Below are 24,219 nucleotides of genomic sequence, written 5' to 3'. Positions count from 1 at the left end.
TCAAGCCTGGCGCCGTGCCGGACGCACGCCGATCGTCAGGCCTCGCCCTTGACCTTCAGGCGCCATGCATGCAGCAGTGGCTCGGTGTAGCCGCTCGGTTGCTCGATGCCCTTGAACACCAGGTCCTGTGCCGCCTTGTACGCCGCCGAGGTCGCGAAGTTGCCGGCCATCGGCTGGTAGAGCGCATCACCCGCGTTCTGCTCGTCGACCACCTTGGCCATGCGCTGGAAGGTCTCGTCGACCTGCGCCTTGGTCACCACGCCATGCAGCAGCCAGTTGGCGATGTGCTGGCTGGAGATGCGCAGCGTGGCGCGGTCTTCCATGAGGCCCACGTTGTGGATGTCGGGCACCTTGGAGCAGCCCACGCCCTGGTCGATCCAGCGCACCACGTAGCCGAGGATGCCCTGCACGTTGTTGTCGATCTCCTGCTGGCGCTCTTCAGGCGTCCACGCGGCTTCGGCCGCGATCGGCACCTGCAGCAGCGCATTGAGGATGTTGTCGCGTTCGGCGTCGGCGTCGATCTTTTCGAGCTCCTGCTGCACCGCGGTCACGCTGACCTGGTGATAGTGCAGCGCGTGCAGCGTGGCTGCGGTGGGCGAGGGCACCCAGGCGGTGTTGGCGCCGGCCTTGGGGTGCGCGATCTTCTGCTCGAGCATCGCGGCCATCAGATCGGGCATGGCCCACATGCCCTTGCCGATCTGCGCCTTGCCGCGCAGGCCGCACGAGAGGCCGACCAGCACGTTGTTCTTTTCATAGGCGCCGATCCAGGCGCTGGACTTCATGTCGCCCTTGCGGATCATCGGGCCGCCCTGCATGGCGGTGTGCATCTCGTCGCCGGTGCGGTCGAGGAAGCCGGTGTTGATGAAAGCCACGCGCGCGGCGGCTTCGGCGATGCAGGCCTTCAGGTTCACGCTGGTGCGGCGCTCTTCGTCCATGATGCCGAGCTTGACCGTGTTGGCGGGCAGGCCCAGCAGCTGTTCGACGCGGCCGAACAGTTCGCTCGCGAAGGCCACTTCGGCCGGGCCGTGCATCTTGGGCTTGACGATGTAGATGCTGCCGGTGCGCGAGTTGCCCTTGCGCTTCAGGTCGATGGTGGCGATGGTGGTGGTCACCACGGCATCGAGGATGCCTTCGGGGATTTCCTTGCCGTCCGCGTAGAGCACGGCGGGGTTGGTCATGAGGTGGCCCACATTGCGCAGGAACATCAGCGAGCGGCCGTGCAGCTTCACGGGTTGGCCGTCGGCGCCGGTGTATTCGCGGTCGGCGTTCAGGCCGCGCGTGAAGGTCTTGCCGCCCTTGGCGACTTCCTCGGTGAGCGAGCCTTCGACGATGCCGAGCCAGTTGGAATACGCCACCACCTTGTCGGCCGCGTCGACCACCGCCACCGAGTCTTCGAGGTCCAGGATGGTCGAGAGCGCGGCTTCGAGCACCAGGTCGCTCACGCCCGCCGCATCGGTCTTGCCGATGGCGGTGCTGCGGTCGATGCGGATGTCCAGGTGGATGCCGTTGTGCTTGAGCAGCACCGACGACGGCGCCGCGGCATCGCCCTGGTAGCCGATGAACTGCGCGGGGTCGGCCAGGCCCGTGCTGCTGCTCTGCAGCGCGATGACCAGCTTGCCGTCCTTCACGCTGTAGCCGGTCGCCATCTTGTGCGAGCCGTTGGCCAGCGGCGCGGCCTGGTCGAGCACGTTGCGCGCGAATTCGATGACCTTGGCGCCGCGGACCGGGTTGTAGCCCTTGCCCTTTTCAGCGCCATCGGTTTCAGGGATGGCGTCGGTGCCGTAGAGCGCGTCGTACAGCGAACCCCAGCGCGCATTGGCGGCGTTGAGCGCGTAGCGCGCGTTCAGGATCGGCACCACCAGCTGCGGACCGGCCTGCAGCGCGAGTTCGGAATCGACATTGGTCGTGGTGGCCTTCGCGCCCTGGGGCTGCGGCAGCAGGTAGCCGATCTTTTCCAGGAAGGCGCGGTAGGCCGGCATGTCGGCGATGGGCCCGGGGTTCTGCTTGTGCCAGGCATCGAGCTCGGCCTGCAGGCGGTCGCGTTCGGCGAGCAGCGCGATGTTCTTGGGCGCGAGCTCGCTCACGATGGCGTCGAAGCCCTTCCAGAAAACCTCGCTGGCCACGCCGGTGGCGGGCAGGACCTTGTCTTCGATGAAGCGGTGGAGCTCGGTCGCGACCTGGAGTCCGTGGGCGGTGGTGCGGGCAGTCATGGGGGTTCTCCTTGAGAAATATGCAATCTTGGGTCGAACTTTATTCGATACTTTGCTGGCGAGTAAGAGCCGGTGGCGGGATTTATCTGTGACAAAAACGCATGTAATCGACGGCGCGTCGTCCGGGATTCAAAGGGTAGGCACCGACCGGCGCACGCTCAAGCGCGGGATATATTTAACTTCTTAAATGAATCCGGACCGCTTCCCATGACCCCCACGATCCTCCTGGCCTCCAACGAAAACCCGCTCGGCATGCCCGAGTCGGCACGCTAAGCCGCCGCCGCGTCGCTCGCGGGCGCGGGCAACTACCCCGACAGCAACGGCACCGCGCTCAAGCGTGCGTTGGCGGCGCGGCTCGACGTGCCCGCCGACTGGCTCACCCTCGGCAGCGGTTCGAGCGAGATTCTCACGCTGGCGGCGCAGGTCACGCTGAAGCCGGGCGAGGGCGTGGTCTATTCGCAGTACGGCTTCATCGTCTATGCGGCAGCCGCGCAAGACGCCCATGCGCGCGCCACCGTGGTCCCCGCCCGCGACTTCGGCCACGACCTGGACGCGATGCGCGCCGCCATCGGCGACGACACGCGCCTGGTCTTTGTGGCGAACCCCAACAACCCGACCGGCACCTTCATCGATGCTGCGCCGCTGCTGGCTTTTCTGCAATCGGTGCCCGCGCATGTGACGGTGCTGCTCGACGAGGCCTACACCGAATACCTCTCGCCCGCGCAGCGCTACGACAGCATCGAATGGGTGCGGCGCCTGCCGAACCTGATCGTGGCGCGCACTTTCTCCAAGGCCTTCGGCCTGGCGGGGCTGCGCATCGGCTACGGCGTGTCGCAGCCGGCGCTCGCGGCGCGCATGAACGCGCAGCGCCCGCGCTTCAATGTGACGACGCCGGCGCAGGCCGCGGCGGTGGCGGCGTTGGGCGACACGGAATTCCTCGCGCGCACCTACGAACTCAACACCGCCGGGCGCGAGCAGCTCGCCGCCGGCTTCACCGAACTGGGCCTCGCGTACGTGGCGTCGTCCGGCAATTTCCTGATGGTGCAAGTCGGCGATGCGCAGGCGGTGCATGCGCGGCTGCTGGCTGCGGGCATCGAGGTTTCGCTGCTCGGGCCGTATGGGCTGCCGCAATGGCTGCGTGTGAGTGTCGGTTTGCCTGAGCAGAACAAGGCCGTGCTCGCCGCGCTGCGCTGACCGTATTTCTCCCTCCCCTCCCGGGGGAGGGTTGGGGTGGGAGCACGACGGCGTATCAAAGACCAGCGGCTCATCGAAGGCCGCTTGCCCCCATCCCAGCCTTCTCCCGGGAGGGGAAGGAGCGAGAAAAAACCGCCTCAGACCTGCCCGCTGAGCGCCAACGCCGCCGCGCGTACCGGCTCGATGTAGCCCTCGTCATACCGGTGCGTCGGCATCGTCAGCGTGACCGCCGCGGCAAGCCTGCCATCCGCATGGAACACCGGCGCCGATATACCCGCCAGCTCGGCCGTGCGGTCGCCCACCAGTGCGCAGTAACCCTGCGTGCGGATCGCGTCGTAGAGCTTGCGCTCCTTCGCACCGTGCGGCCGCTCGGCTTCGGGTCCGAAGGCGATCAGCACGCGGGCACCCGCACCGCGGTCGTTGGGCAGCAAATCGCCCGCGCGCACGTGGTCGCGCACCACATGCGAGGAATCGATGCGGAACTGGCAAAGGCGCACCCAGCTCTCGCCCTGCACCTGCCGCACGTGGTACGCGGCGCTTTCGCCGGTGGCGGCGGCCAGCGCGCGCAGCACCGGCAGCACGATGCGGTCGAGCGACTGAGACGCCGCATAGAGCCCGTGCAGCCGCGCGATTTCCATGCCCAGCGCATAGCGCCCGTCGTCCTGCCGGCGGATCAGCCGCGCATGTTCGAGCGACGCCAGCAGCCGCAGCACCGTGCTCTTGTAGAGCTGCGTGCGCTCGGCAAACTGCGCGAGCGACAGCGCCTCGTCGCCCGCCCGGAACGCCGAGAGCAGGCTCAGCGCGCGATCGACCGCGGCGGCACCGCCGGGCGCGGCGTTGAGGTCGGAAACTGATTCGGTCTGGGCTTTGCGGGGCATGGGCGTGACTTGACAGCGAAAGTCGATCGGCGGTCTAATTCTGCTTGACGGAATTTAGTTCTGCAAGATAGAACTGTCAAGCGATCGATGCCTCATCGCTTCAAGGAGACCCAGTCCATGACACCCCCCGACGTCCTCATCAGCGAGGTCGGCCCGCGCGACGGCCTGCAATCGGTCAAGGCCACCATGCCCACGGCAGACAAGCTGCGCTGGATTGACGCGCTCTACGCCGCCGGTGTGCGCGAGATCGAGGTTGCGTCTTTCGTGCCTGCGAAGCTGCTGCCGCAGATGGCCGACGCCGCCGAGGTGGTGCGCCATGCGATCACGCTGCCCGGCCTTACCGTGTTGGCGCTGGTGCCCAACCGCAAGGGCGCCGAGGCCGCGCTCGAGGCGGGCGTGCACAAGCTCACGATGCCGGTCTCGGCGAGCGTGGCGCATTCGCTGGCCAATGTGCGCAAGACGCCGACCGAGATGGTCGAGGAGGTGAGCGCCATCTCCGAGCTGCGCCGCGCGATCGCGCCGCAGGTGAGGCTCGAAGCCGGCATCTCCACCGCCTTCGGCTGCACGCTGCAGGGGTTGGTGCCGGAGGACGATGTGATCCGGCTTGCCGCGCAATGCATCGAGGCCGGCGCCGAAGAGGCGGGGCTCTCCGACACCGTCGGCTACGCCAACCCCGCGCAGGTGCGCCGTCTCTTCAGGCGCCTGCGCGCGGAACTCGGACAGCACGCCGGCGCGGCTCACATGCACAACACGCGCGGCCTCGGCATCGCGAACTGCCTGGCGGCGTGGGACGAAGGCGTGCGCACCTTCGACGCCTCCCTCGGCGGCCTCGGCGGCTGCCCCTATGCGCCCGGCGCCTCGGGCAATGCCGTGACCGAAGACCTGGTCTTCATGTTCGAGGCCATGGGCGTCCGCACCGGCATCGACATTCAAAAACTCATCGCGGCGCGCGCGCCGCTCATGGCCGGCCTGCCCGGCGAACCGGTCTACGGCATGACGCCCGAAGCCGGGCTGCCCAAGGGCTTTGCCCAGGAAAGCTCCACACATGTCTGAAACGAATCCGCTTCCCTATGCCGGCGTCCGCGTCGTCGAGTTCACCCACATGGTCATGGGCCCGACCTGCGGCCTGCTCTTGGCCGACCTGGGCGCCGAGGTCATCAAGGTCGAGCCCATCGAGGGCGACAACACGCGCCGGCTGCTCGGCTCGGGCTCGGGCTTCTTTCCGACCTTCAACCGCAACAAGAAGAGCATCGCGCTCGACCTGAAGAAGCCCGAAGGCGTGGAGGCCGCGCTGCGCCTCGTCGCCACCGCCGACATCGTGAGCGAGAACTTCAAGCCCGGCACGATGAAGAAGCTGGGGCTCGACTACGACACGTTAGCCAAGCTCAACCCGCGCCTCATCTACGTGAGCCACAAGGGCTTCCTGCCCGGCCCCTACGACCACCGCACCGCGCTCGACGAGGTGGTGCAGATGATGGGCGGCCTGGCCTATATGACCGGCCGCGCGGGCGACCCGCTGCGCGCGGGCACCAGCGTGAACGACATCATGGGCGGCATGTTCGGCGCCATCGGTGCCATGGCCGCGCTGCGCCAGCGCGAACTCACGGGCAAGGGCTGCGAGGTGCAGGCGGCGCTGTTCGAGAACAACGTGTTCCTGGTCGCGCAGCACATGATGCAGTTCGCCGCCACCGGCAAGGCGGCCGACCCGATGCCCAGCCGCATCTCGGCCTGGGCGGTGTACGACGTGTTCACGGTGAAGGACGGCGAACAGATCTTTCTCGCGGCCGTCAGCGACAAGCAGTGGGCCATCTTCTGCAAGGCCTTCGGGCTCGAAGACATGCTGGCCGATCCGCGCCTGAAGACCAACAACGACCGCGTCAACGCGCGCGAATGGATGATGCCGATCCTGCGCTCGCACCTGGCGGGCCACAGCGCGGCCGAACTCGGCGCGGTCTTCGAGCAGAACGAGCTGCCCTTCGCGCCCATCACCCGGCCGCAGGACCTGTTCGACGACCCGCACCTCAACGCCACCGGCGGCCTGGCGCCCGTACGGATGAACGACGGCAGCCAGGCCAAGGTGCCGCTGATGCCCTTCACGCTGGACGGCCAGCGCCCGGGCATCCGCCTGCAGCCGCCGCACATCGGCGAGCACAGCGACGAGCTGCTCAGGGAAGTGGGTTACAGCGATGCGCAGATCGCCGCGCTTGGCGCGCAGGGTGTGACGCTCGCCCCGTGATGTGCATCCCGGGGGCGCTGTCTATATAGTCGGCGCCCCATGGACCGCCTGAAGCAACTCGAATCCTTCGTCTCGGTCGCGACCCGCGGCGGTCTCACGGCCGCGGCCAAGGCCGAGGGCGTGGCGCCCGCGATCATGGGGCGCCGGCTCGATGCGCTGGAGGAGCGGCTGGGCGTCAAGCTGCTGGTGCGTACCACGCGGCGCATCACGCTCACGCACGAGGGCACGGCTTTTCTGGAAGATTGCCAGCGCCTTCTCACCGAATTCGCGAACGCCGAGGCCAGCGTGAGCGCCGGCGGCATCAAGGCCAGCGGACATCTGCGCGTGACGGCGCCGGCCGGCTTCGGCCGCCGCCACGTCGCGCCGCTGGTGCCGCGTTTTCATGCGCTGCATCCGGAGGTGACGATCTCGCTCAATCTCAGCGACCGCGTGGTCGACGTCGCCGGCGAGAGCTTCGATTGCGCGGTGCGCGTGGGCGACCTGCCCGATTCTTCGCTGGTGAGCGTGCGCCTGGCCGACAACCGCCGCCGCTGCGTGGCCACGCCGGAGTTCCTGCGCCGCCACGGCACGCCGAAGCATCCGGGCGAGTTGTCGCGCTTCGCCTGCCTCACGCTGTCCAGCGACGCCTCGCAGACACGCGGCTGGGCCTTTCGCGTGACCAGCGATGCCGGCGCGCGGGAGCTGATCCATCTGCGCCCGAGCGGGCCGCTCGATTGCTCCGACGGCCAGGTGCTGCATGACTGGTGCCTGGCCGGCCACGGCATCGCCTGGCGCAGCACCTGGGAGGTCGAGGCCGAGATCGACGCCGGCCTGCTGGTGCCGCTGCTCGACGAATTCGCCGCGCCGCCCAACGGCATCTATGCGGTGTTCGCGGGCGCCAAGCACCTGCCGCTGCGGGTGCGGTTGTGGCTGGATTTCCTCAAGGCCCAGTACGGCCAGCCGGAATTCTGGGGCGGACGGCCGGAAGAAGCCTGAGCGGCGGCACAATCTGTTTGCATTTGCAAACCCGTACCGGAAGAAAGCCATCGATGACCCTCGAAGCCATCCTCGCCTACGTGCATCTGCTCGCCATCCTCACGATGGTCGTATTCATTTCCAGTGAAGCTGCCTTGTGCCGCGTGCAATGGCTCAATGCGGCCGTGGTCGAGCGCCTGGCCAAGGTCGACCTGGTCTACGGCATCGCCGCCATCGCAGTGCTCGCCACCGGCATCGCGCGCACCTGGTGGGGCGTGAAGGGCACGGCCTGGTACTGGACCAACCCGCTGCTGCATGTGAAGCTGGGGCTCTTCATCATCGTGGGCGTGCTGTCGATCTTTCCGACGCTCACCTACTTCCGCTGGCGCAAGACACTGCGTGCCACCGGCAAGCTGCCGGCCGAAGACGACATCAGGAAGACGCGCAAGCTGGTGATGGTGCAGGCCCACCTGATCGCGCTGATTCCCCTGGTGGCGGTGTTCCTCGCGCGCGGCTTCGGCAAGTAGGCCCACCGGTCAGCCCCATGAAAAAGGCCCGCGCGCGGCGGGCCTCCTGGGCGACAGTTTCAGTGCCGCGCGATTTCAGCCCTTGGCTGCATCCGCTTCGCACTTCTTCATGAAGCTGTTCTTTGCGGCGCCGGCCAGGGCCTTGCCGTTCTTGTCGATGGCCTTGGCGGCGCAAGCAGGCGCAGCAGCGGCCTTGGCGTCCTTTTCGCACTTCTTGATGGAGCTGGCCTTGGCGGCACCGGCCAGGGGCTTGCCGTTCTTGTCCACGGCCTTGGCGTCGCAGCTGCCGGCGGGTGCGGCCATGGCGGCGGGGGCTGCGGCGGGCGCGGCGGCCTTGTCCTGCGCAAAGGCGCTGAACGAGAGGCAGGCGCCGAGCGCCACGGTGGAGGCAACCAGGGAAAGGAGCTTCTTCATGGTGATGTGTCCTTGCAGGGTGAGTTGTGACAGGTGCCCCGCCCCGGGGCCGACCATCCTAACGGGGCAGGGCAACGATCGGATGACGATCGTCAACTGCTCCGGGGTTTGCCCCCGGTAAAATTCGCGGATGCTATTGGTCAAACAGGAGCTGCTCGCGGCGCTCGCGAACACGCTCGAATCCCTCTCCCCCGGCGCAGGCTCCAAGGCCGCGTTCGAATCGCCCAAGGTGGCGGCGCACGGCGATTTCGCCAGCACCGCCGCCATGCAGCTGGCCAAACCGCTCGCGCGCAAGCCGCGCGAACTGGCCGAGCAACTGAGCGCCGCGCTGCTCGCCACCCCCGCTTTCGCCCAATGGGTCGAGGCCATCGAGATCGCCGGGCCCGGCTTTCTCAACATCCGCCTGAAGACCGCCGCAAAGCAGCAGGTCGTGCGCGAAGTGCTGGCGGCCGGCGACGCCTTCGGTGTGCAGCCCGCCACCGGCGAGAAGGTGCTGGTCGAGTTCGTCTCGGCCAACCCGACCGGTCCGCTGCACGTGGGCCACGGCCGCCAGGCGGCGCTGGGCGACGCCATCTGCAACCTGCGCGCCTCGCAGGGCGAATCGGTCTGGCGCGAGTTCTATTACAACGACGCCGGCGTGCAGATCCAGACGCTGGCCAACAGCACGCAACTGCGTGCCCGCGGCTTCAAGCCCGGCGACGCCGAATGGCCGAGCGGCGAAAAGGCCCCGGCCTACAACGGCGACTACATCGCCGACATCGCCGAGGACTTCAAGGCGAAGAAGACCGTCAAGTCGGACGACCGCGAAGTCACCGGCAGCGGCGACATCGAAGACCTGAACGCCATCCGCGAGTTCGCCGTGGCGTACCTGCGCCGCGAGCAGGACCTGGACCTGCAGGCCTTCCGGGTGCGCTTCGACAACTACTACCTCGAGTCCAGCCTGTACACCAGCGGCCGTGTCGAGGCCGCGGTCGGCAAGCTCGTGGCAGCTGGCAAGACCTACGAACAGGACGGCGCGCTGTGGCTCAAGTCGACCGACTACGGCGACGACAAGGACCGCGTGATGAAGAAGCAGGACGGTACGTACACGTACTTCGTGCCCGACGTCGCGTATCACATCGCCAAGTGGGAGCGCGGCTTTCACAAGGTCATCAACATCCAGGGCACCGACCACCACGGCACCATCGCGCGGGTGCGCGCCGGGCTGCAGGCGGCGGGCGAAGGCATCCCCGAGGGCTACCCCGACTACGTGCTGCACACCATGGTGCGCGTGATGAAGGGCGGCGAAGAAGTCAAGATCAGCAAGCGCGCCGGCAGCTACGTCACGCTGCGCGACCTGATCGAGTGGACCAGCACGGATGCGGTGCGCTTCTTTCTGTTGAGCCGCAAGCCCGACACCGAATACACCTTCGACGTCGACCTTGCGGTGGCCAAGAACAACGACAACCCCGTCTATTACGTGCAGTACGCGTATGCGCGCATCTGCTCGGTGCTGGCCGGCTGGGGTGGCGACCGGGCCGCGCTCACGGGCGTGGACCTGTCGCCGCTGGAAAGTCCGGCGGCGCAGGCGCTGATGCTGCTGCTGGCCAAGTACCCCGAGATGCTGACGGCCGCGGCCAAGGACTTCGCACCGCACGACGTCACTTTCTACCTGCGCGAACTGGCCGCCAGCTACCACAGCTACTACGACGCCGAACGCATCCTGGTGGACGACGAGGCGGTCAAGCTGGCCCGCCTCGCGCTGGTCGCCGCCACCGCGCAGGTGCTGCACAATGGCCTCGCGATTCTCGGCGTCAGTGCGCCGAGCAAGATGTGAACCTCACCATGAAGAAGACAACCAGACAACGCGGCAACATCGTCATCGGCCTGATCATCGGACTGGTGATCGGCCTGGGCGTGGCGCTGGGCATCGCGGTCTACGTGACCAAGGTGCCGATCCCGTTCGTGACCAAGACCCAGCGGGGCGGCGCCGAGCAGGACGAGGCCGAGGCCCGCAAGAACCGCGACTGGGACCCGAATGCGCCACTGGCCGGCAAGGCGGGCGCTCCCAAGCCTCCGGCCGCCACCGGCCCGGTCAACCCCGTCACCGGCGACCCGGTCACTGCCGTGGCGCCCGGCACGCCTCCGCCGGCCACCGCGCCGGTGCCCGTGGTGGTCGCGCCCAAGCCGGCGCGTCCCTCGCCGGTGCCGGCCGAAGCCAATGCGCTGCCGGCGTCGAACGATCCGCTGGGCGATCTCGCCCGGGCGCGCGCCGGCATGGGTTCCGCCTCGGGCGGCACCACCGTGGCGTCCGCCGCACCGAGCAGCAACAGCGCCGCGGCCGCATCCTCCGGTGCCGATCCGTTCATGTACTTCGTGCAGGCCGGCGCCTTCCGCACCACCGAAGACGCCGAGGCCCAGCGCGCCAAGTTGTCGCTGATGGGCGTCGAGGCCCGCGTGACCGAGCGCGAACAGGCCGGCCGCACGGTCTACCGCGTGCGCGCCGGTCCGTTCAACAAGAAGGACGACGCCGACCGGCTGAAGGACCGGCTGGACGGCGGCGGCCTCGAATCGGCCCTGGTCCGCGTGCAGCGCTGAGCGGGCAGGCAAGCGGCTGTCGTCAATAGCCCTTAAGCTTCGCCGCGCGGCATTTGCCGCCACCATCCACAAGCCCAGTGCGCGGCCCTCGCGGGAACTCCCCGCCGCGCGCCGGCTCAGTCTGCCGTACCCAACAGGAGAACCCTTTCAATGAAACGTCGTGACTTTTCGCTGGCCGCCACTTCGCTCGGGCTGCTTTCGCTGGCCGCCAACCCGGCGCACGCCCAGGCCAAGGTGCCCAAGGCCGGCTCCCAGTACCTGGTGCTGGACAAGCGCGTGCCGGTCGACGCACCGGCCGGCAAGATCGAGGTGGTCGAGTTCTTCTCGTACAACTGCCCGCATTGCAGCGACTTCGAGCCCTCGCTCGAGGCCTGGGCCAAGACGGCGCCGAAGGAAGTGGCCCTGCGCCGCATCCCTGTGCCGTTCGTGGGCAACGACGTCGAAGCCAAGCAGCGCCTGTACTACGCCCTCGAGGCGATGGGCAAGGTCGACGAGTTCCAGCCGAAGGTTTTCAACGCGATCCACAAGCAGCGCCAGAATGTGAACGGCGACGCCAACATCATTGCCTGGGTTTCGGCCAACGGCATCGACGGCGCCAAGTTCAAGGAAGTCTTCACCTCGTTCGGCGTGGCCAGCAAGGCCAAGCGCGCCGCGCAGATGACCGACGCCTACAAGGTGGCCGGCGTGCCGGCAATGGCCGTGGCCGGCCGCTGGTACGTCGACGGCGAAACCGCCGGCAACATGACCAACGTGTTGCAGGTCGTCAACTACCTCGTGGGCGAAGCCAAGAAGGGCTGATCTTCAAGGCCGCCCTTCAGGGGGTTTTGAGAGGAATGTCAAGCTCGCTTTTTGCGGGCTTTTTCATTTGTGGATGAAAGGTTAACGCGCCATCCGCCGCATACAATGCCCAGCAAGTTTCGTGCCTTATGACATTGCATTCTTACCCTACCCATACCCCCTTCCTTCGTCGCATCGGCCGTCTGGCCGTTGGCGCGCTGTTGCTGGCCGGCCTCGCCTCGGGCGCCCTGGCCGAGACCGCCGACCGCGCCAAGCCGATGAACATCGAGTCGGACGCGATGCGTTACGACGACCTGAAACAGACCAGCGTGTTCACCGGCAACGTGCTGGTCACCAAGGGCACGATCATCATCCGCGGCGCGCGGTTGGACGTGCGCCAGGACGCCGAGGGCTACCAGTACGGCGTGGTCACCGCGGCGCCAGGCAAGCGCGCCTATTACAAGCAGAAGCGCAACGCGCCCGACGAGTGGATCGAGGGCGAATCCGAAGTCATCGAGTACGACAGCCGCGCCGACAACGTCAAGTTCATCCGCAATGCCGTCATGCGCCGCCTGCTCGGCGCCACGCCGAACGACGAAAGCCAGGGCGCGCTGATCGTGTACGACCAGGGCAACGACACCTACACGGTCAACGGCTCCACCGTGCCGCCGAACACCGCCGTGAACGCGTCCAACCCCGCGGGCCGCGTCAGGACCATCCTCACGCCCAAGGCCGCCACGGCGCCGAAGGCCGGCGCCTCCGCCCCGGCTGGTGCACGGCCCCCGGCGGCGGCGCCCGGTGCAGGCCTGCGCCCGACCACCACGCTCGGTGGCGACGGAGAAGGGCGCAAGTGATAGAAACCGCTGGAATCCAGGAAGCCAACAAGGTCCCGGGCAGCCGCCTGGTCGCGCGAGGCCTGCAAAAGAGCTACGGCAGCCGCAAGGTCGTCAAGGATGTCTCGCTCGACGTGCAGAAGGGCGAAGTGGTCGGGCTGCTGGGCCCCAACGGCGCCGGCAAGACCACGTCGTTCTACATGATCGTCGGGCTGGTGCGCGCCGACGCGGGCGAGATCACCATCGACGGCGAACCCATCGCCCACATGCCGATCCACCGCCGCGCGCGCATGGGCCTGAGCTACCTGCCGCAGGAAGCCTCGATCTTCCGCAAGCTCACGGTCGAGGAAAACGTGCGCGCCGTGCTCGAGCTGCAGCGCGAACCCGACGAGCGCGGCAAGATGGCGGCGCTCTCCAAGAAGCACATCGAAGAGCGCCTGTCCGAGCTTCTGAGCGACCTGCGCGTCGATCACCTGCGCGATTCGCCCGCGCTCGCGCTCTCGGGCGGCGAGCGCCGCCGCGTCGAGATCGCACGCGCGCTGGCCACCCAGCCGCGCTTCATCCTGCTGGACGAGCCCTTCGCCGGCATCGACCCGATCGCGGTGATCGAGATCCAGCGGATCATCAGCTTCCTGAAGGAGCGCGGCATCGGCGTGCTCATCACCGACCACAACGTGCGTGAGACGCTGGGCATCTGCGATCACGCGTTCATCATCAGCGACGGGCATGTGCTGGCACAAGGCACACCCTCGGAGATCGTCGACAACGCCGAGGTACGCAGGGTGTACCTGGGCGAGCACTTCCGCATGTAAGGGAGGGGCTTGTCTTCATGAAGCAAGGGCTGTCCCTTCGCGTTTCCCAGCATCTGGCGCTCACGCCTCAGCTCCAGCAGTCGATCCGGCTGCTGCAGCTCTCCACGCTCGAACTGAGCCAGGAGGTCGAGCAGATGCTGGACGAGAACCCGTTCCTGGAGCGCACCGCCGAAGAAGCGGCGCGCGAAGAGTTCGGGCTCGATGCCGTCGACACGCCGGTCCCGCGCGACGACGGTGGTGAAACCGGCGAGGGCGACTTCGCCTTGGCCCCGCCCAGCAGCGCGACGACCACCTCCAGCGAAACCACCTCCACGCCCGAGTCCGACGGCCCCGCCGCCGAGATCGCCGAGCGCGAACCCGACTGGGAAGGCGACGGCACCGTCGACATGGCGCCCGACGACAGCGAGTGGGGCAGCGATGCGCCCGCCCGCCAGAACAACCTGGGCGACGACGAACGCACCGACGCCACCGAGCTCGCGCGCAGCCAGGAGTCGCTGCAATCGTTCCTGCACCGCCAGGCCCTGAGCCTGCGCCTGAGCGAGAACGACAGCGCCGCGCTGCGCTTCCTGATCGAATCGCTCAACGACGACGGCTACCTCGAAGACTCGCTGCCCGCGCTGGCCTCGGGCCTCGCCGGCGACGACAACGACCAGTTCGACGACCTGGTGCATCACTTCCAGGTGGCGCTGGGCCTGCTGCAGAGCCTGGAGCCCGTGGGCGTGGGCGCGCGCGACCTGGGCGAATGCCTGGGCATCCAGTTGCGCGCCCTTGCGAGCGAAGACGAGAGCGAAGAAGAAGAGCTCGTGCGCAAGACCGCCATCGCCATCTGCAAGCAGCCGATGGAGCTGCTGGCGCGGCGCGACTTCAAGCGCCTGGCCACGCTCACCCGCACCAACGAAGATCTGGTGCGCTCGGCGCTGCAGATCATTGCGCGCCTGGAGCCCAAGCCGGGCCGGCGTTTTGTCGATGTCGAGCGCAACATCGTGATTCCCGACGTCATCGTCACCAAGACCGGCCGCGGCACCAACATCAAGTTCCGCGTCATGCTGAATCCCGAGGTCATGCCCCGCCTGCGCGTGCACGACATCTACGCCGGCGCGCTCAAGGCGCACAAGGGCGAGGGCAGCCAGGCGCTGTCGCAGCGGCTGCAGGAGGCGCGCTGGTTCATCAAGAACATCCAGCAGCGCTTCGACACCATCCTGCGCGTGAGCAACGCCATCGTCGAGCGGCAGAAGAGCTACTTCGTGCACGGCGAGCTGGCCATGCGCCCGCTGGTGCTGCGCGAGATCGCCGACGAGCTGGGCCTGCACGAATCGACCATCTCGCGCGTGACCACCGCCAAATACATGGCCACGCCCTTCGGCACGGTCGAGCTCAAGTACTTCTTCGGCTCGGCGCTGGGCACCGAAACCGGCGGCAATGCGTCGAGCACCGCGGTGCGCGCGCTCATCAAGCAGTTCGTGGGCTCCGAGAGCATCAAGAAGCCGCTGTCGGACAGCCAGATCTCCGAGATGCTGAAAGAGCAGGGCATCGAATGCGCGCGCCGCACGGTGGCCAAGTACCGCGAGGCGCTGCGCATCGCGCCCGCGAACCTGCGCAAAGCCCTGTAGAAAGAAAGCCGCCGATGACCCGCCCCCGCTGTCGGGCTGTGGGCATTGGGTCTTCGCCGTCGGGGGCAGGGCTGGCGCCGCAGGCCGTGCCGGCCCCGCCTGTGCCCCTCAGGCCTGTTCCTGCCGGGCTCGCAGCAGAACGCCGCGCAGCTCCTGCGGCTGCACCGGCTTGCGCAGCGCGTGCCAGCCGCGCTCCGCCGCGAGCCGCTGGGTGGCCTCGTTGATGTCGGCCGAAATGAGTGCGATGGTCAGCGAGGGCTTCTGCCGTTGCAGCCGCTCGGCCAGCGCGATGCCGTCCAGCGCACCCGGCAGCCGGATGTCGCACAGCGCGGCATCCAGCGCCCGCAGGTCGGCCAGCGCGAGCGCTTCGGCGGCGCTGGCGTAGACGCGGGGCTCCACGCCCCATTGCCGCAGCAGCGCGAACAGGCTGTCGGCGACCACCGCGTTGTCTTCCACCACCAGCACCGCGAGCCCGGGGTGCAGGGCGGCGGCGGTGTCCGGGTCGCCCTGCAAAGCGGGCGCGTGCACGGGCGCCTCCGTTGCCGCTGCGGCGCCTGAAGCCGCGGGCAGCTCGAAGCTGAACACCGAGCCCCGTCCCGGCGCCGAGCGCAGCGACACCTGGATGCCCAGCTGCGCCGCCAGCCGCCGCACGATCGCCAGGCCCAGCCCGTGGCCGTGCTGCAGGTTGCGCTCGGTGTTGCCGATCTGCTCGAAGTCGTTGAACACGCGCTCCTGCGATTCGGCCGCGATGCCGATGCCGCTGTCGCGCACCTCGACGCGCCAGGCCCGGTCGCCGGTGCCGCGTCGCCGCGCGCGCACCGCCAGCAGCACGCGGCCGCGCGGCGTGAACTTGACCGCGTTGTCCACCAGATTGGCCAGCACGCGGCGCAGCGACACCGCATCGCTGCATGCGACGGCGTCGGCCGGGCAGCGCACCATCACGCGGCCGTTGCCGGCCTGGCGTGCCAGGTCGTGCAGCATCGGTGCCAGCGCCAGGGGCGCGTGCCGCAGCGGATCGACGGCGGCCTCGATGCGCCCGATTTCGAGCAGCTGGTTGGTCAGGCCCTCCAGCGCGTGCTGCGCGCGTGCGAGCGAGGCCACGGTGTGCTGCACGGCGGCCATGTCGGCCCCGCCGTCCAGTTGCTGGCGCAGCACCTCGGCCTGCAGGCCGATGGCCATCACCGGCTGGCGCAGGTCGTGGTTGGCGGCCGAGAAAAAGCGCAGCCGCTCCGCCTGCGCCTGCTCCAGCGCGCGCAGGCCGGCGAGCGCCTGCTCGCGCAGCGTGCGCTCGTTCAGGCGCAGGCCGATGTTCTCTTCGAGCTGGCGCGAGCGCTCGGCCACCAGCTTCCACATCATCGCGGTCAGCCCGATGCCGATCACCGACACCGCCATCATCACTGGCGCGCCCAGCACCAGGCCGGTCACGATCACCGGCGCCAGCAAGAGCGTGATCGCCAGCTGCGTGGCCGGCGTGTAGAACGACACCGAGAACGCCGACGACAGCGTCATGCCCATCAGCATCAGCCCGAGCAGCAGTTGCTGGTCGGGCTGCGCGGGATTGAACAGCAACACGCCGGCCAGGCCGTGCGCCAGCTCCCAGACGCCGGTGCGCAGTGTGTGGATGCGCTGCGTGCGGCGCAGGCTGTCGGGCGTGAAGGGCTCGGGCACGCGCTGCGGAAAAAACCCGCGCATCACGGTCACGCCGGTGATGAGCGCGATCCACACCAGCGCGCGCGTCAGCGAGAACTGCCAGGCGAACAGGGCCGCGACGCCGCAATTGAGCAGGTACTGCACCAGCAGCACCGGGCCGATGGGCCGGATCGACAGCCGAAGCACCTCGCATTGAATGGCGAAGCGGTCGCTGCCGGATGCGGGTGGGGCGTCCGCGGCGGCCTGGGCGAGCCGGGAAGCCTGGGGAGGAGGGGTGGGAGTCATCGGCGAATCGACTATATAGAGGAAGCGCTGTGACGCGGCGACAATGGAGGCCCCTGGATCGGGCTTCCCGATGGTCAACTTTCCGTGAACGATCTCTCCTTTTTCCTGCCTTGCGCCGCCGGCGTCGAGGAATTCCTCGCCCAAGAGGTGCATGCCCTCACAGGCCGCGCCGGACAAGACCTGCTCACGCTGCGCGGCGGCGTGCGGGTGCGCGCCGACTGGCGCGACGCCCTCAAGCTCAACCTGCACAGCCGGCTCGCGCAGCGGGTACTGGTCGAGCTGGCCCATGCGCCCTACCGCAGCGAGAACGACCTCTACACCATCGCGAGCGGCGTGGCCTGGGAGATCTGGTTCACGCCCAAGCAGACCTTCAAGATCGAGACCACCGCCCAGCACAGCCCGCTGCAGAGCCTGAACTTCGCCACCCTGCGCATCAAGGACGCCATTGCCGACCGCTTCCGCGCCAAGGCCAACGGCGTGCGCCCCAGCATCGAGACCCAGTGGCCCGACACCCGCGTGTTCGCCCACCTCACCACCGACAGCTGCACGCTCTACATCGACACCTCGGGCGAGCCGCTGTTCAAGCGCGGCTGGCGCCAGGACAAGGGCGATGCGCCCCTGAAGGAAACCCTGGCCGCCGCCATGCTGGCCGCCAGCGGCTGGTGGAACCCCGAGACCGGCACCGTGTCGGAGCAGCCGCTCTACGACCCCTGCTGCGGCAGCGGCACCATCGCCATCGAGGCGGCGCAGATTGCGCGGGGCATCGCGGCGGGGTCGCTCAGGCGCTTCGGCTTCGAGAAGCTGCTGCCGTACCAGGCGCATGTGTGGGACGCGATCAAGAAGGAATCGGCATCCGCCGTGAAAGAAGCGGGCGCGGTCGCGATCTTCGGGTCGGACGTCTCGCACCGCATGGTCGACTTCTCCGAGCGCAACGCCGAACGCGCGGGCGTGGCCGATGCCATCGAGTTCCGCGGCGGCGATGCATTGCAGCGCATGCCGCCGGCCGAAGGTGGGGTGATCATGCTCAATCCGCCCTATGGCGAACGGATCGAGGTCGGCGGTGTCGCGCGCTCCGGCGCTCGCGAGGCCGCGCAGACCTCCGGCGGCGCGGAAGGCGGCGACCAGGGCGACGGCGGCGAGTTCTTTCCGCAGCTGGCCACCCACTGGAAGAAGAACTACGCCGGCTGGACAGCCTGGGTGCTCACGCCCGACCTGAAGCTGCCCAAGCAGATGCGCCTGAAGGAATCGCGCCGCGTGCCGATGTGGAACGGGCCCATCGAGTGCCGCCTGTTCCGCTTCGACATGGTCGCGGGCTCCGCGCGCAAATAAGGTCCTTCGCACTTCACGCTGCCGCGCTGCCCTGCGGCGCGAGTTCCGGGTGCACGCCGCGGCATGGTGCACCATCGGCGGTCCTCTTCATGCCGCGGCCATGACCCTTCCTGAATCCGGACTCGTCGTCATCGACACCAACATCGCGCTCGACCTCCTGGTCTTCGAAGACCCGGCCTGGGTGCCGCTGCGCGCGATGCTTGCCGCGGGCGAGTTGCGTTGGCTGGCGACCGATGCAATGCGCGTCGAACTCGCGCGCGTGCTGGGCTATCCGCTCATCGCCAGGCGCATGGTCCAGCGGCAACTGACGGTCTGCGAAGTGCTCGCCGACTTCGATGCGCGGGTGCGGATGGTGCCAGGCACACCGCCGCGCGCGCCCTGCGTTTGCAGCGACCCCGACGACCAGGTCTTCATCGATCTCGCGGTGCAGCATCGTGCGCTGCTGTTGAGCAAAGACAACGCGGTGCTGGCAATGCGCAAACGTTTGGCATTGCAAGGCGTGACGGTGCGCGCTGCGCTCACCGCCGCTTGAGCAGACACCGACGTACGAAAAATGCTTACTTTGCGAAGGCGTCATTGCGCCTTCTAGACAAGCGCACCCGTCGCATCTAATGCGACTGCATTCTTCATAGGAAGCGGGGTGAAAGCCGGCTGTCTAGACAACGCTGGCACTTGTCTGTGCGGCTGTTTCTTGCGGTTGCCGTGAGCGCATACGGTCGGTCATCGACCGCATAGGGTCTGGCAATTGCATGCGCCAGCCAATATCTTCCGCGTCGCGAACCCCGGCCCCTGCACCGTCGCCAGACCGTGTGCCACAGGGCCTGTTCCAGCCCGAAGCCCGCCGCTTGATTGCCACGTCGTGCGCATGCCCTGCCCCCGGCGTGCGTTCCCTGCCATCCACACGAAGAGCCATGCCGAGTCCCATGTTCAGATCGCCGCGCCAACTGTTGCCCGAACTCGAGGTCGAACGCAGCCGCTCGGCCGAACTGGGCTATGAACCCTCGACCGACGTGGGTCTGGTGCGCTGCCTGGGACATGGTTTTCCGACACCGCTCGCGCGCTGGCATTGCCACGAGGAGTACGAGCTGCACCTGATCGTGGCGACCTCGGGCCATGCCTTCGTGGGCGACTGGATCGGCTCGTTCGAGCCGGGGCACCTGGTGCTGTGCGGCCCCAAGCTGCCGCACAACTGGATATCGACGGACCTGCCGCCCGAGGGCGTGCCCGAGCGCGACCTGGTGATCCAGTTCCTGCACGACCCGATCTTCGAGGCCGCCCAGCGCATTCCGGAGCTGCAGGAAGCGGTGCGCATGCTCGAGCGTGCGCGCTACGGCATCGAGTTCTTCGGCATGGCGGCCGGCGCGGAGGCGCATTGGCGCCGTGTGAAAGAGGCGCGCGGGCTCAAGCGCTTCAGCCTCTTTTGCGACTTCCTTGCCGACCTCGCGCTGTGCACCGACTACCGCCTGCTCTCGGGCATGCAGACCGACGGCGACCATGGCATCGAGGCCATCAACGACGTGGTGACGCGCATCGCCAACGACCCCGCCAAGGATGTGAGCGCGGCCGACATCGCGGCCGAGCTCGGCATGAACGCGGGCCGCTTCAGCCGCCTGTTCAAGCGTGCCACCGGCCACAGCTTCTTGAGCTATGTGAACCAGGTGCGGGTGAACAAGGCCTGCCTGTTGCTGATGCAGAGCGAGCGCTACGTCACCTCGATCTGCTACGAGGTCGGCTTCAACAACGTCTCCAACTTCAACCGCCAGTTCCTGGAGATCAAGGGCGTGACGCCGACCGAATTCCGCCGGCAGAGCCAGTTGCGCTTCGAAGGCTCCGGCAGCATGGAGAACTAAAGAACTCGCGCGGTTCGGGAATGTTTTTGGAAAGTTAATTTGTATCGGGATTCGCAAAAAGTGTATCGAACAGGCGGCGCAAGCGTCCCTACGATCCGGCTGTCCTTTCAGCCACCTTTCAGGAACCTTTCCCATGCAAACACATCGTCTGACCCAGCTGAGCCAACGTATTGCCGCGACCCTCAAGATCCGCGGCCAGGGCATGACCGAGTACCTCGTGATCCTCGGCCTGATCGCCATTGCAGCGATCGCCGTGTTCAGCTTCTTCGGCCAGACCATGCGCAACCAGGTTGCCGGCATGGCGCAGGAAGTGGGCGGCAAGACCGGCAGCGCCGAAGTCACCAACGCGCAGACCGCCGCGGGCAAGGCCTCCACCAACGCGCAGGTCAACATGAACATGAGCACCTACACCAAGGGCGGCGCGGACGGCGCGAAGTAAGCCGCGCGGACATCGTCAGGGCCTGAACTGCATCGCCCGATGCCTCCGGCAGCCGCTTCGCTCCCGCCGGCAGCCACCGGCACGTCCGCGCGCCGGCGCCAGTCGGGCCAGGCGATCGTGTACCTGGTGGCGATGCTGCCGATCATCTTCCTGAGCGTGCTGGTGGTCTACAACACGGCCACCGCCACGCGCGAGAAGATGAAGCTGCAGAACACGGCCGATGCCGCCACCTACAGCGCCAGCGTGCTCACGGCACGCAGCCTGAACTACCTGGCCTACACCAACCGCGCGATGGCCGCCAACGAGGCGAGCATCGCCACGCTGGCGAGCGTGCAGACCTCGATGGCCATGCTCATCACGAGCGCGGCCAACATCCAGGAAGGCCTGGTAGTCGCCGAGGGCCTGAAGGGCGCGCGCAACCTGGAGAAGGCCCGCCTGCCGGTCGTGGGGCCGTTCTTCCTGCTCGCCTGGTTCAACAACGTCCTGCGTGCACAGCGCCTGCAACGCACCGCCGACCGCATCGCGAGCTTCGTCGAACCCTCGGCCAAGCCGCTGCAGATCGGGGTCGATATGCTGCGCGTGCTCAACCAGGGCATTTCCGCCAGCCAGGTCGCGATGCTCCTGGGCACCACGGCGCAGCTGCCGCAGCTGGTGAAGGACGTGCTCAATGCCAACGACCCCGACGCCTCGGTGCCGCCGGGGGAAACCGCGATCTTCGTGACCAAGTTCGTGGCCGACGTGGGGCTCTATCTCAAGAGCTATCACCAGTCGGGCAGCGTCGCTTTCAACGACGAAGAGTTCAACGAGGTGCTGCGCTTCGCGCATGCCGCGCAGGCCACGCGCGACGACTGGACCAAGAACCGCCGCTTCCTGCCCGACATCGGCAACTGGATCGCCACGGGCCTGTCGGGTGCCATGCAGGGCATGATTTCCGGCAGCCCGAACGCGCCGCCGGGCTTCGGCGACGTCACCGGCGACATGATGGGCGGGCTGCTCGAGTGGAAGGGCGGCACGGAGATCGTCGCCACCGAAGGCCTCATCGGCGACGAGACCGGCCGCATCCGCTGGCAGTCGGCCGACTCGATCGAGATCAAGCTGCCCCTGGGTGTGCTCTACACCGACATCTTCGGGCTCGGCGACACCTTTCGCGGCCGCTTCGGCCTGGGCGCCGGCGCCGCCGCCGCCGGCGGTCCCAACTACCGAAGCAGCTGGGAGGGCCAGCGCCTGACCCTGCGCACCTACAGCCGCGAAGGCCGCACCTACGGCGGCCTGAACCGCGAGGTGGGCGACACCGCCTACATGGAGCGCGGCTCCTTCGACAACGCATCCCGCGACCGCGACGGCGGCCTCCTGCTGGGGACCTGGCCGGTGCTGGTGTTCAACGCCAAGCTGCACTACAGCCCGCGCACCGACATCGGCACCAACCTCACCAAGAACTGGGCGATGCCGCGCTTCGTCGACATCAAGGACCATCCGCCGATGGTGGCCAACGAGTCGGACAACTGGCTCGCGGAAAACGGCTTCAAGGGCGCCAACCCGCTCAAGTGGGGCAAGAACACCGACAAGGGCCCGGCCTTCACGCTCGTCGTTCAAAAGGGCGGCGACAAGGTGCGCACGGGCGAGGTCGCGGGCTTCGGCAACTCGGCGGCCGACGGCAAGGCGGGCCTTCGCGACAACTTCCAGGGCCGCGAGATCAAGGCGGTGTCGACCTCGCAGATCTACTTCCGCCGGCCGCAGGACCGCTGGGCGCGCCGCGACAACGCGGTGTCCGACCCTTCGACGGTCGGCAAGTACAACGTGGGTTTTGCGGGCGGCTACATCGAGCACCGCAGCCTGTTCAGCCCCTACTGGCATGTGCACAACGTGGAGCCCTCGCTGTGGGCGCGCGCGATTGCCATGGGCGGTGCGGCCGTCGGCGGCTCGGCCGACGAAGACAACGGAAACTGACGATGACGCTTGCGCACCGCCGACCCCGGGGCCACGCCATGGTCGAGACCCTGCTCATCATCAGCTTCGCGGCCGTCACGCTGGCCGCGATTCCGGCCATTGCCGAGTACGGCACCAAGCGCATGCAGACCGTGGCCGCCGCCAAGCTGGTGGCATGGCAACGCACCGTGTGGATGCCCGAGGCGCACGGCATCACCGCCGAGGAAGCCAAGGGCGCGCTGGGCGCGGTCAAGAAGACCGATGCCGAGGTCACGCGCGACCTTCGCCGCCACATCTTTCGCGACCGCACGGCACCCGGCATCTCCATCCACGCGGCGGACATCGCCGAGTTCGAGCCGATGGTGCCGGCCATCGATTACCGCACCACGGCCGTCACCGCATCGAGCACGGCCGCGCCCATGCCGTCGCTGCTCAATGCCAGCGACGTGGTGTTCGACGGCATCCGGGTGGCGCAGGCCGCGCTGGGGGGCAACGCGGTCACGGGGGCGCTGGGCAAGTTCCAGTTCGTGAGCAGCGGCTACCTGCGCCACGAGGTGAAGGTGAGCCAGACCAACACCAAGTTCGCGCTGGTGCCCGCGCTGGACATGAGCGAGCAGGTCACCATGCTCACCGAAGCCTGGAACGCCGGCGGCACGAACCGCGAAGAAACCAAGATCCAGGGCCTGGTGCCGCTGAAGCTCCTGGACAGCGTTTTCTACCAGCAGCTGCGCGGCGGCATGCACCAGACGGCCTACCAGATCAAGCAGATCTATCCGGCCTTCGACATGAACAACCTCACCATGGGCTTCACGCCCGGCGATGCGCTGGAGAAGACGCCGCTGGACCGCTTCGAGCGCATTCCGCCCGGCGCGACCGGCGAGACCGGGGGCGACGGCGCCGCCAACGGCGGCAGCGTCAAGGACCATTTCCGCTACTACCGGGCCTTTCCGCCGACGCCCGTGGTCAACACGCTGCCCTGATGACCGCCGTGTCCATGCCCTTCCTGCGCTGCATGCTTGCCGCGGTGTGGCTGGCCCTGTGCCAGGCCGCGCTGGCCGCCGGCGCGCCGCAGCGCGACTGGCCCGCGATTCCCTGGCCGTCGGGCGCCAAGACCTTCTGGATCGCGCAATACATCGAGCAGAACACCATCCCCATGCAGATCCGCGGCATCGAGTCCGACGAGTCGGTGGAGGCGGTCTCCCGTTACTACGAGAAGTGGCTGGCCGACAAGGTCGGCTACGGCGTGAGCACCGTCGGCCCGATGCGCGTGCTCGGCGCGCGGATGGGCGTGTACCAGGTCACGGTGCAACTGCGCGCGCAGGCCGGCGGCACCGTGGGGCGCCTGGTGGCCGCGGTGATCTACGACGAAGCCGGCAGCGAGCAGCGCAATGAAGAACGCATGCAGCGCATCGGCAAGGGCTTTCCGCGGCCGGCCGGCTCGCAGGTGATCTCGGACACGCTCTCCTTCGACGATGGCCAGCGCAACCGCACCATCGTCGTCACCAACGGCGTGAGCGTGGAGACCAATGCGCTCTACCTGCGCGAACAGATGATCCGCCTGGGCTGGACGCTGCTGCAGGACCGCACCGTCGAGGGCGGCCTGCGCTCGGCGCTGGTGTTCCGCCGCAACAGCGAAGAGATGGTGGTGACCATCACCCGGCGCGACGACGGCTACTTCATCGTCGCCAGCCAGACCTCTCCGGAGTAGCGGCCACTTC

At 67.9% G+C, this 24,219-nt stretch carries 21 protein-coding genes and 1 pseudogene; 18 read left to right on the top strand and 4 right to left on the bottom strand.

Going from position 1 to position 24,219, the window contains the following annotated elements; translation table 11 throughout:
- Positions 1-35 precede the first annotated feature (35 nt).
- Positions 36-2,210 (bottom strand): malate synthase G, encoded by a 2,175-nt coding sequence (locus ABIC90_RS11095; RefSeq protein WP_354354167.1) that lies wholly within the window; start codon positions 2,208-2,210, stop codon positions 36-38.
- A 207-nt stretch (positions 2,211-2,417) separates the two neighbouring features.
- Here ABIC90_RS11095 and hisC point away from each other — a divergent pair.
- A pseudogene (gene hisC / locus ABIC90_RS11090) lies at positions 2,418-3,404 on the top strand (histidinol-phosphate transaminase).
- Positions 3,405-3,541: 137 nt separating this feature from the next.
- Here hisC and ABIC90_RS11085 read toward each other — a convergent pair.
- On the bottom strand, positions 3,542-4,282 hold the full coding sequence (locus ABIC90_RS11085) for an IclR family transcriptional regulator (protein WP_354354166.1): 741 nt from the start codon (positions 4,280-4,282) through the stop codon (positions 3,542-3,544).
- Positions 4,283-4,399: 117 nt separating this feature from the next.
- Here ABIC90_RS11085 and ABIC90_RS11080 point away from each other — a divergent pair, with 117 nt between their 5' ends.
- Genes ABIC90_RS11080 through ABIC90_RS11065 form a run of 4 tightly spaced genes read left to right on the top strand, consistent with a single transcriptional unit; the run spans position 4,400 to position 7,999 of the window.
- Entirely contained in the window at positions 4,400-5,335 is a 936-nt protein-coding gene (locus tag ABIC90_RS11080; protein ID WP_354354165.1) for a hydroxymethylglutaryl-CoA lyase, read from the top strand.
- Positions 5,328-6,518 (top strand): CaiB/BaiF CoA transferase family protein, encoded by a 1,191-nt coding sequence (locus ABIC90_RS11075; protein WP_354354164.1) that lies wholly within the window; start codon positions 5,328-5,330, stop codon positions 6,516-6,518. Before ABIC90_RS11080 ends, ABIC90_RS11075 begins: the two co-directional genes overlap by 8 nt.
- A 39-nt stretch (positions 6,519-6,557) precedes the next feature.
- Positions 6,558-7,493, top strand: coding sequence for a LysR family transcriptional regulator (locus ABIC90_RS11070; RefSeq protein WP_354354163.1), 936 nt, complete (start codon positions 6,558-6,560; stop codon positions 7,491-7,493).
- A 53-nt stretch (positions 7,494-7,546) separates the two neighbouring features.
- Positions 7,547-7,999, top strand: coding sequence for a DUF2214 family protein (locus ABIC90_RS11065; protein WP_354354162.1), 453 nt, complete (start codon positions 7,547-7,549; stop codon positions 7,997-7,999).
- 75 nt (positions 8,000-8,074) lie between these two features.
- Here ABIC90_RS11065 and ABIC90_RS11060 read toward each other — a convergent pair whose 3' ends face one another.
- Complete coding sequence (locus ABIC90_RS11060; protein ID WP_354354161.1) at positions 8,075-8,413, bottom strand: hypothetical protein; 339 nt, start codon at positions 8,411-8,413, stop codon at positions 8,075-8,077.
- A gap of 130 nt (positions 8,414-8,543) precedes the next feature.
- Between ABIC90_RS11060 and argS the strand changes: the two genes are divergently transcribed.
- The 6 genes from argS (at position 8,544) to rpoN (ending at position 15,022) form a co-directional block, all read left to right on the top strand.
- On the top strand, positions 8,544-10,229 hold the full coding sequence (gene argS / locus ABIC90_RS11055; RefSeq protein ID WP_354354160.1) for an arginine--tRNA ligase: 1,686 nt from the start codon (positions 8,544-8,546) through the stop codon (positions 10,227-10,229).
- 8 nt (positions 10,230-10,237) lie between these two features.
- Positions 10,238-10,990 carry an SPOR domain-containing protein gene (locus ABIC90_RS11050; RefSeq protein ID WP_354354159.1) on the top strand — a complete coding sequence of 251 codons (753 nt, stop codon included), beginning with the start codon at positions 10,238-10,240 and terminating at the stop codon, positions 10,988-10,990.
- A gap of 150 nt (positions 10,991-11,140) precedes the next feature.
- The gene (locus tag ABIC90_RS11045; protein WP_354354158.1) at positions 11,141-11,788 is read left to right on the top strand and encodes a thiol:disulfide interchange protein DsbA/DsbL; all 648 of its coding nucleotides are present in this window, start codon (positions 11,141-11,143) and stop codon (positions 11,786-11,788) included.
- A 128-nt stretch (positions 11,789-11,916) separates the two neighbouring features.
- Positions 11,917-12,621, top strand: coding sequence for a lipopolysaccharide transport periplasmic protein LptA (gene lptA, locus ABIC90_RS11040; protein WP_354354157.1), 705 nt, complete (start codon positions 11,917-11,919; stop codon positions 12,619-12,621).
- A complete protein-coding gene (gene lptB / locus ABIC90_RS11035; protein ID WP_354354156.1) occupies positions 12,618-13,412 on the top strand; it encodes an LPS export ABC transporter ATP-binding protein in 795 nt (264 codons plus the stop codon). Before lptA ends, lptB begins: the two co-directional genes overlap by 4 nt.
- Positions 13,413-13,429: 17 nt before the next feature.
- Positions 13,430-15,022: an RNA polymerase factor sigma-54 gene (gene rpoN / locus ABIC90_RS11030; RefSeq protein ID WP_354354155.1), complete on the top strand. Its 1,593-nt coding sequence runs from the start codon at positions 13,430-13,432 to the stop codon at positions 15,020-15,022.
- Between the two features lie 108 nt (positions 15,023-15,130).
- Here rpoN and ABIC90_RS11025 read toward each other — a convergent pair whose 3' ends face one another.
- Positions 15,131-16,957: an ATP-binding response regulator gene (locus ABIC90_RS11025; RefSeq protein ID WP_354354154.1), complete on the bottom strand. Its 1,827-nt coding sequence runs from the start codon at positions 16,955-16,957 to the stop codon at positions 15,131-15,133.
- A gap of 84 nt (positions 16,958-17,041) precedes the next feature.
- On the opposite strand from ABIC90_RS11025, the gene ABIC90_RS11020 reads away from it, so the two are divergent.
- From ABIC90_RS11020 to ABIC90_RS10990, 7 genes are all read left to right on the top strand, one after another.
- Positions 17,042-18,286, top strand: coding sequence for a THUMP domain-containing class I SAM-dependent RNA methyltransferase (locus ABIC90_RS11020; protein ID WP_354354153.1), 1,245 nt, complete (start codon positions 17,042-17,044; stop codon positions 18,284-18,286).
- Between the two features lie 100 nt (positions 18,287-18,386).
- Positions 18,387-18,818: a PIN domain-containing protein gene (locus tag ABIC90_RS11015; RefSeq protein WP_354354152.1), complete on the top strand. Its 432-nt coding sequence runs from the start codon at positions 18,387-18,389 to the stop codon at positions 18,816-18,818.
- Between the two features lie 379 nt (positions 18,819-19,197).
- Positions 19,198-20,136 (top strand): AraC family transcriptional regulator, encoded by a 939-nt coding sequence (locus tag ABIC90_RS11010; protein ID WP_354354151.1) that lies wholly within the window; start codon positions 19,198-19,200, stop codon positions 20,134-20,136.
- A 133-nt stretch (positions 20,137-20,269) separates the two neighbouring features.
- Positions 20,270-20,575: a Flp family type IVb pilin gene (locus ABIC90_RS11005; protein ID WP_354354150.1), complete on the top strand. Its 306-nt coding sequence runs from the start codon at positions 20,270-20,272 to the stop codon at positions 20,573-20,575.
- A 39-nt stretch (positions 20,576-20,614) separates the two neighbouring features.
- On the top strand, positions 20,615-22,522 hold the full coding sequence (locus tag ABIC90_RS11000) for a TadE/TadG family type IV pilus assembly protein (RefSeq protein ID WP_354354149.1): 1,908 nt from the start codon (positions 20,615-20,617) through the stop codon (positions 22,520-22,522).
- A 2-nt stretch (positions 22,523-22,524) separates the two neighbouring features.
- Positions 22,525-23,481 carry a hypothetical protein gene (locus ABIC90_RS10995; RefSeq protein ID WP_354354148.1) on the top strand — a complete coding sequence of 319 codons (957 nt, stop codon included), beginning with the start codon at positions 22,525-22,527 and terminating at the stop codon, positions 23,479-23,481.
- A complete protein-coding gene (locus tag ABIC90_RS10990) occupies positions 23,481-24,209 on the top strand; it encodes a hypothetical protein (protein ID WP_354354147.1) in 729 nt (242 codons plus the stop codon). Before ABIC90_RS10995 ends, ABIC90_RS10990 begins: the two co-directional genes overlap by 1 nt.
- The last annotated feature ends 10 nt before the right edge of the window (positions 24,210-24,219 follow it).

Source organism: Variovorax boronicumulans (assembly GCF_040544675.1).
GTDB classification, from domain to species: Bacteria; Pseudomonadota; Gammaproteobacteria; order Burkholderiales; family Burkholderiaceae_C; genus Variovorax; species Variovorax boronicumulans_D.
The sequence above is the reverse complement of the archived record's forward strand: the minus strand, read 5'-3'. Positions and strand labels throughout refer to the sequence as shown.

Excerpts from the sequence above, each read along its gene's own strand:
- ABIC90_RS11070 (WP_354354163.1), top strand. The coding sequence starts at position 6,558 with ATGGACCGCCTGAAGCAACTCGAATCCTTCGTCTCGGTCGCGACCCGC.
- ABIC90_RS11075 (WP_354354164.1), top strand. The coding sequence starts at position 5,328 with ATGTCTGAAACGAATCCGCTTCCCTATGCCGGCGTCCGCGTCGTCGAG.
- ABIC90_RS11005 (WP_354354150.1), top strand. The coding sequence starts at position 20,270 with ATGCAAACACATCGTCTGACCCAGCTGAGCCAACGTATTGCCGCGACC.
- ABIC90_RS11015 (WP_354354152.1), top strand. The coding sequence starts at position 18,387 with ATGACCCTTCCTGAATCCGGACTCGTCGTCATCGACACCAACATCGCG.
- ABIC90_RS10995 (WP_354354148.1), top strand. The coding sequence starts at position 22,525 with ATGACGCTTGCGCACCGCCGACCCCGGGGCCACGCCATGGTCGAGACC.
- ABIC90_RS11045 (WP_354354158.1), top strand. The coding sequence starts at position 11,141 with ATGAAACGTCGTGACTTTTCGCTGGCCGCCACTTCGCTCGGGCTGCTT.
- ABIC90_RS10990 (WP_354354147.1), top strand. The coding sequence starts at position 23,481 with ATGACCGCCGTGTCCATGCCCTTCCTGCGCTGCATGCTTGCCGCGGTG.
- ABIC90_RS11010 (WP_354354151.1), top strand. The coding sequence starts at position 19,198 with ATGCCGAGTCCCATGTTCAGATCGCCGCGCCAACTGTTGCCCGAACTC.
- ABIC90_RS11025 (WP_354354154.1), bottom strand. The coding sequence starts at position 16,957 with ATGACTCCCACCCCTCCTCCCCAGGCTTCCCGGCTCGCCCAGGCCGCC.
- rpoN (WP_354354155.1), top strand. The coding sequence starts at position 13,430 with ATGAAGCAAGGGCTGTCCCTTCGCGTTTCCCAGCATCTGGCGCTCACG.
- lptA (WP_354354157.1), top strand. The coding sequence starts at position 11,917 with ATGACATTGCATTCTTACCCTACCCATACCCCCTTCCTTCGTCGCATC.
- ABIC90_RS11095 (WP_354354167.1), bottom strand. The coding sequence starts at position 2,210 with ATGACTGCCCGCACCACCGCCCACGGACTCCAGGTCGCGACCGAGCTC.
- ABIC90_RS11085 (WP_354354166.1), bottom strand. The coding sequence starts at position 4,282 with ATGCCCCGCAAAGCCCAGACCGAATCAGTTTCCGACCTCAACGCCGCG.
- ABIC90_RS11050 (WP_354354159.1), top strand. The coding sequence starts at position 10,238 with ATGAAGAAGACAACCAGACAACGCGGCAACATCGTCATCGGCCTGATC.
- ABIC90_RS11065 (WP_354354162.1), top strand. The coding sequence starts at position 7,547 with ATGACCCTCGAAGCCATCCTCGCCTACGTGCATCTGCTCGCCATCCTC.
- argS (WP_354354160.1), top strand. The coding sequence starts at position 8,544 with ATGCTATTGGTCAAACAGGAGCTGCTCGCGGCGCTCGCGAACACGCTC.
- ABIC90_RS11000 (WP_354354149.1), top strand. The coding sequence starts at position 20,615 with ATGCCTCCGGCAGCCGCTTCGCTCCCGCCGGCAGCCACCGGCACGTCC.
- ABIC90_RS11060 (WP_354354161.1), bottom strand. The coding sequence starts at position 8,413 with ATGAAGAAGCTCCTTTCCCTGGTTGCCTCCACCGTGGCGCTCGGCGCC.
- ABIC90_RS11080 (WP_354354165.1), top strand. The coding sequence starts at position 4,400 with ATGACACCCCCCGACGTCCTCATCAGCGAGGTCGGCCCGCGCGACGGC.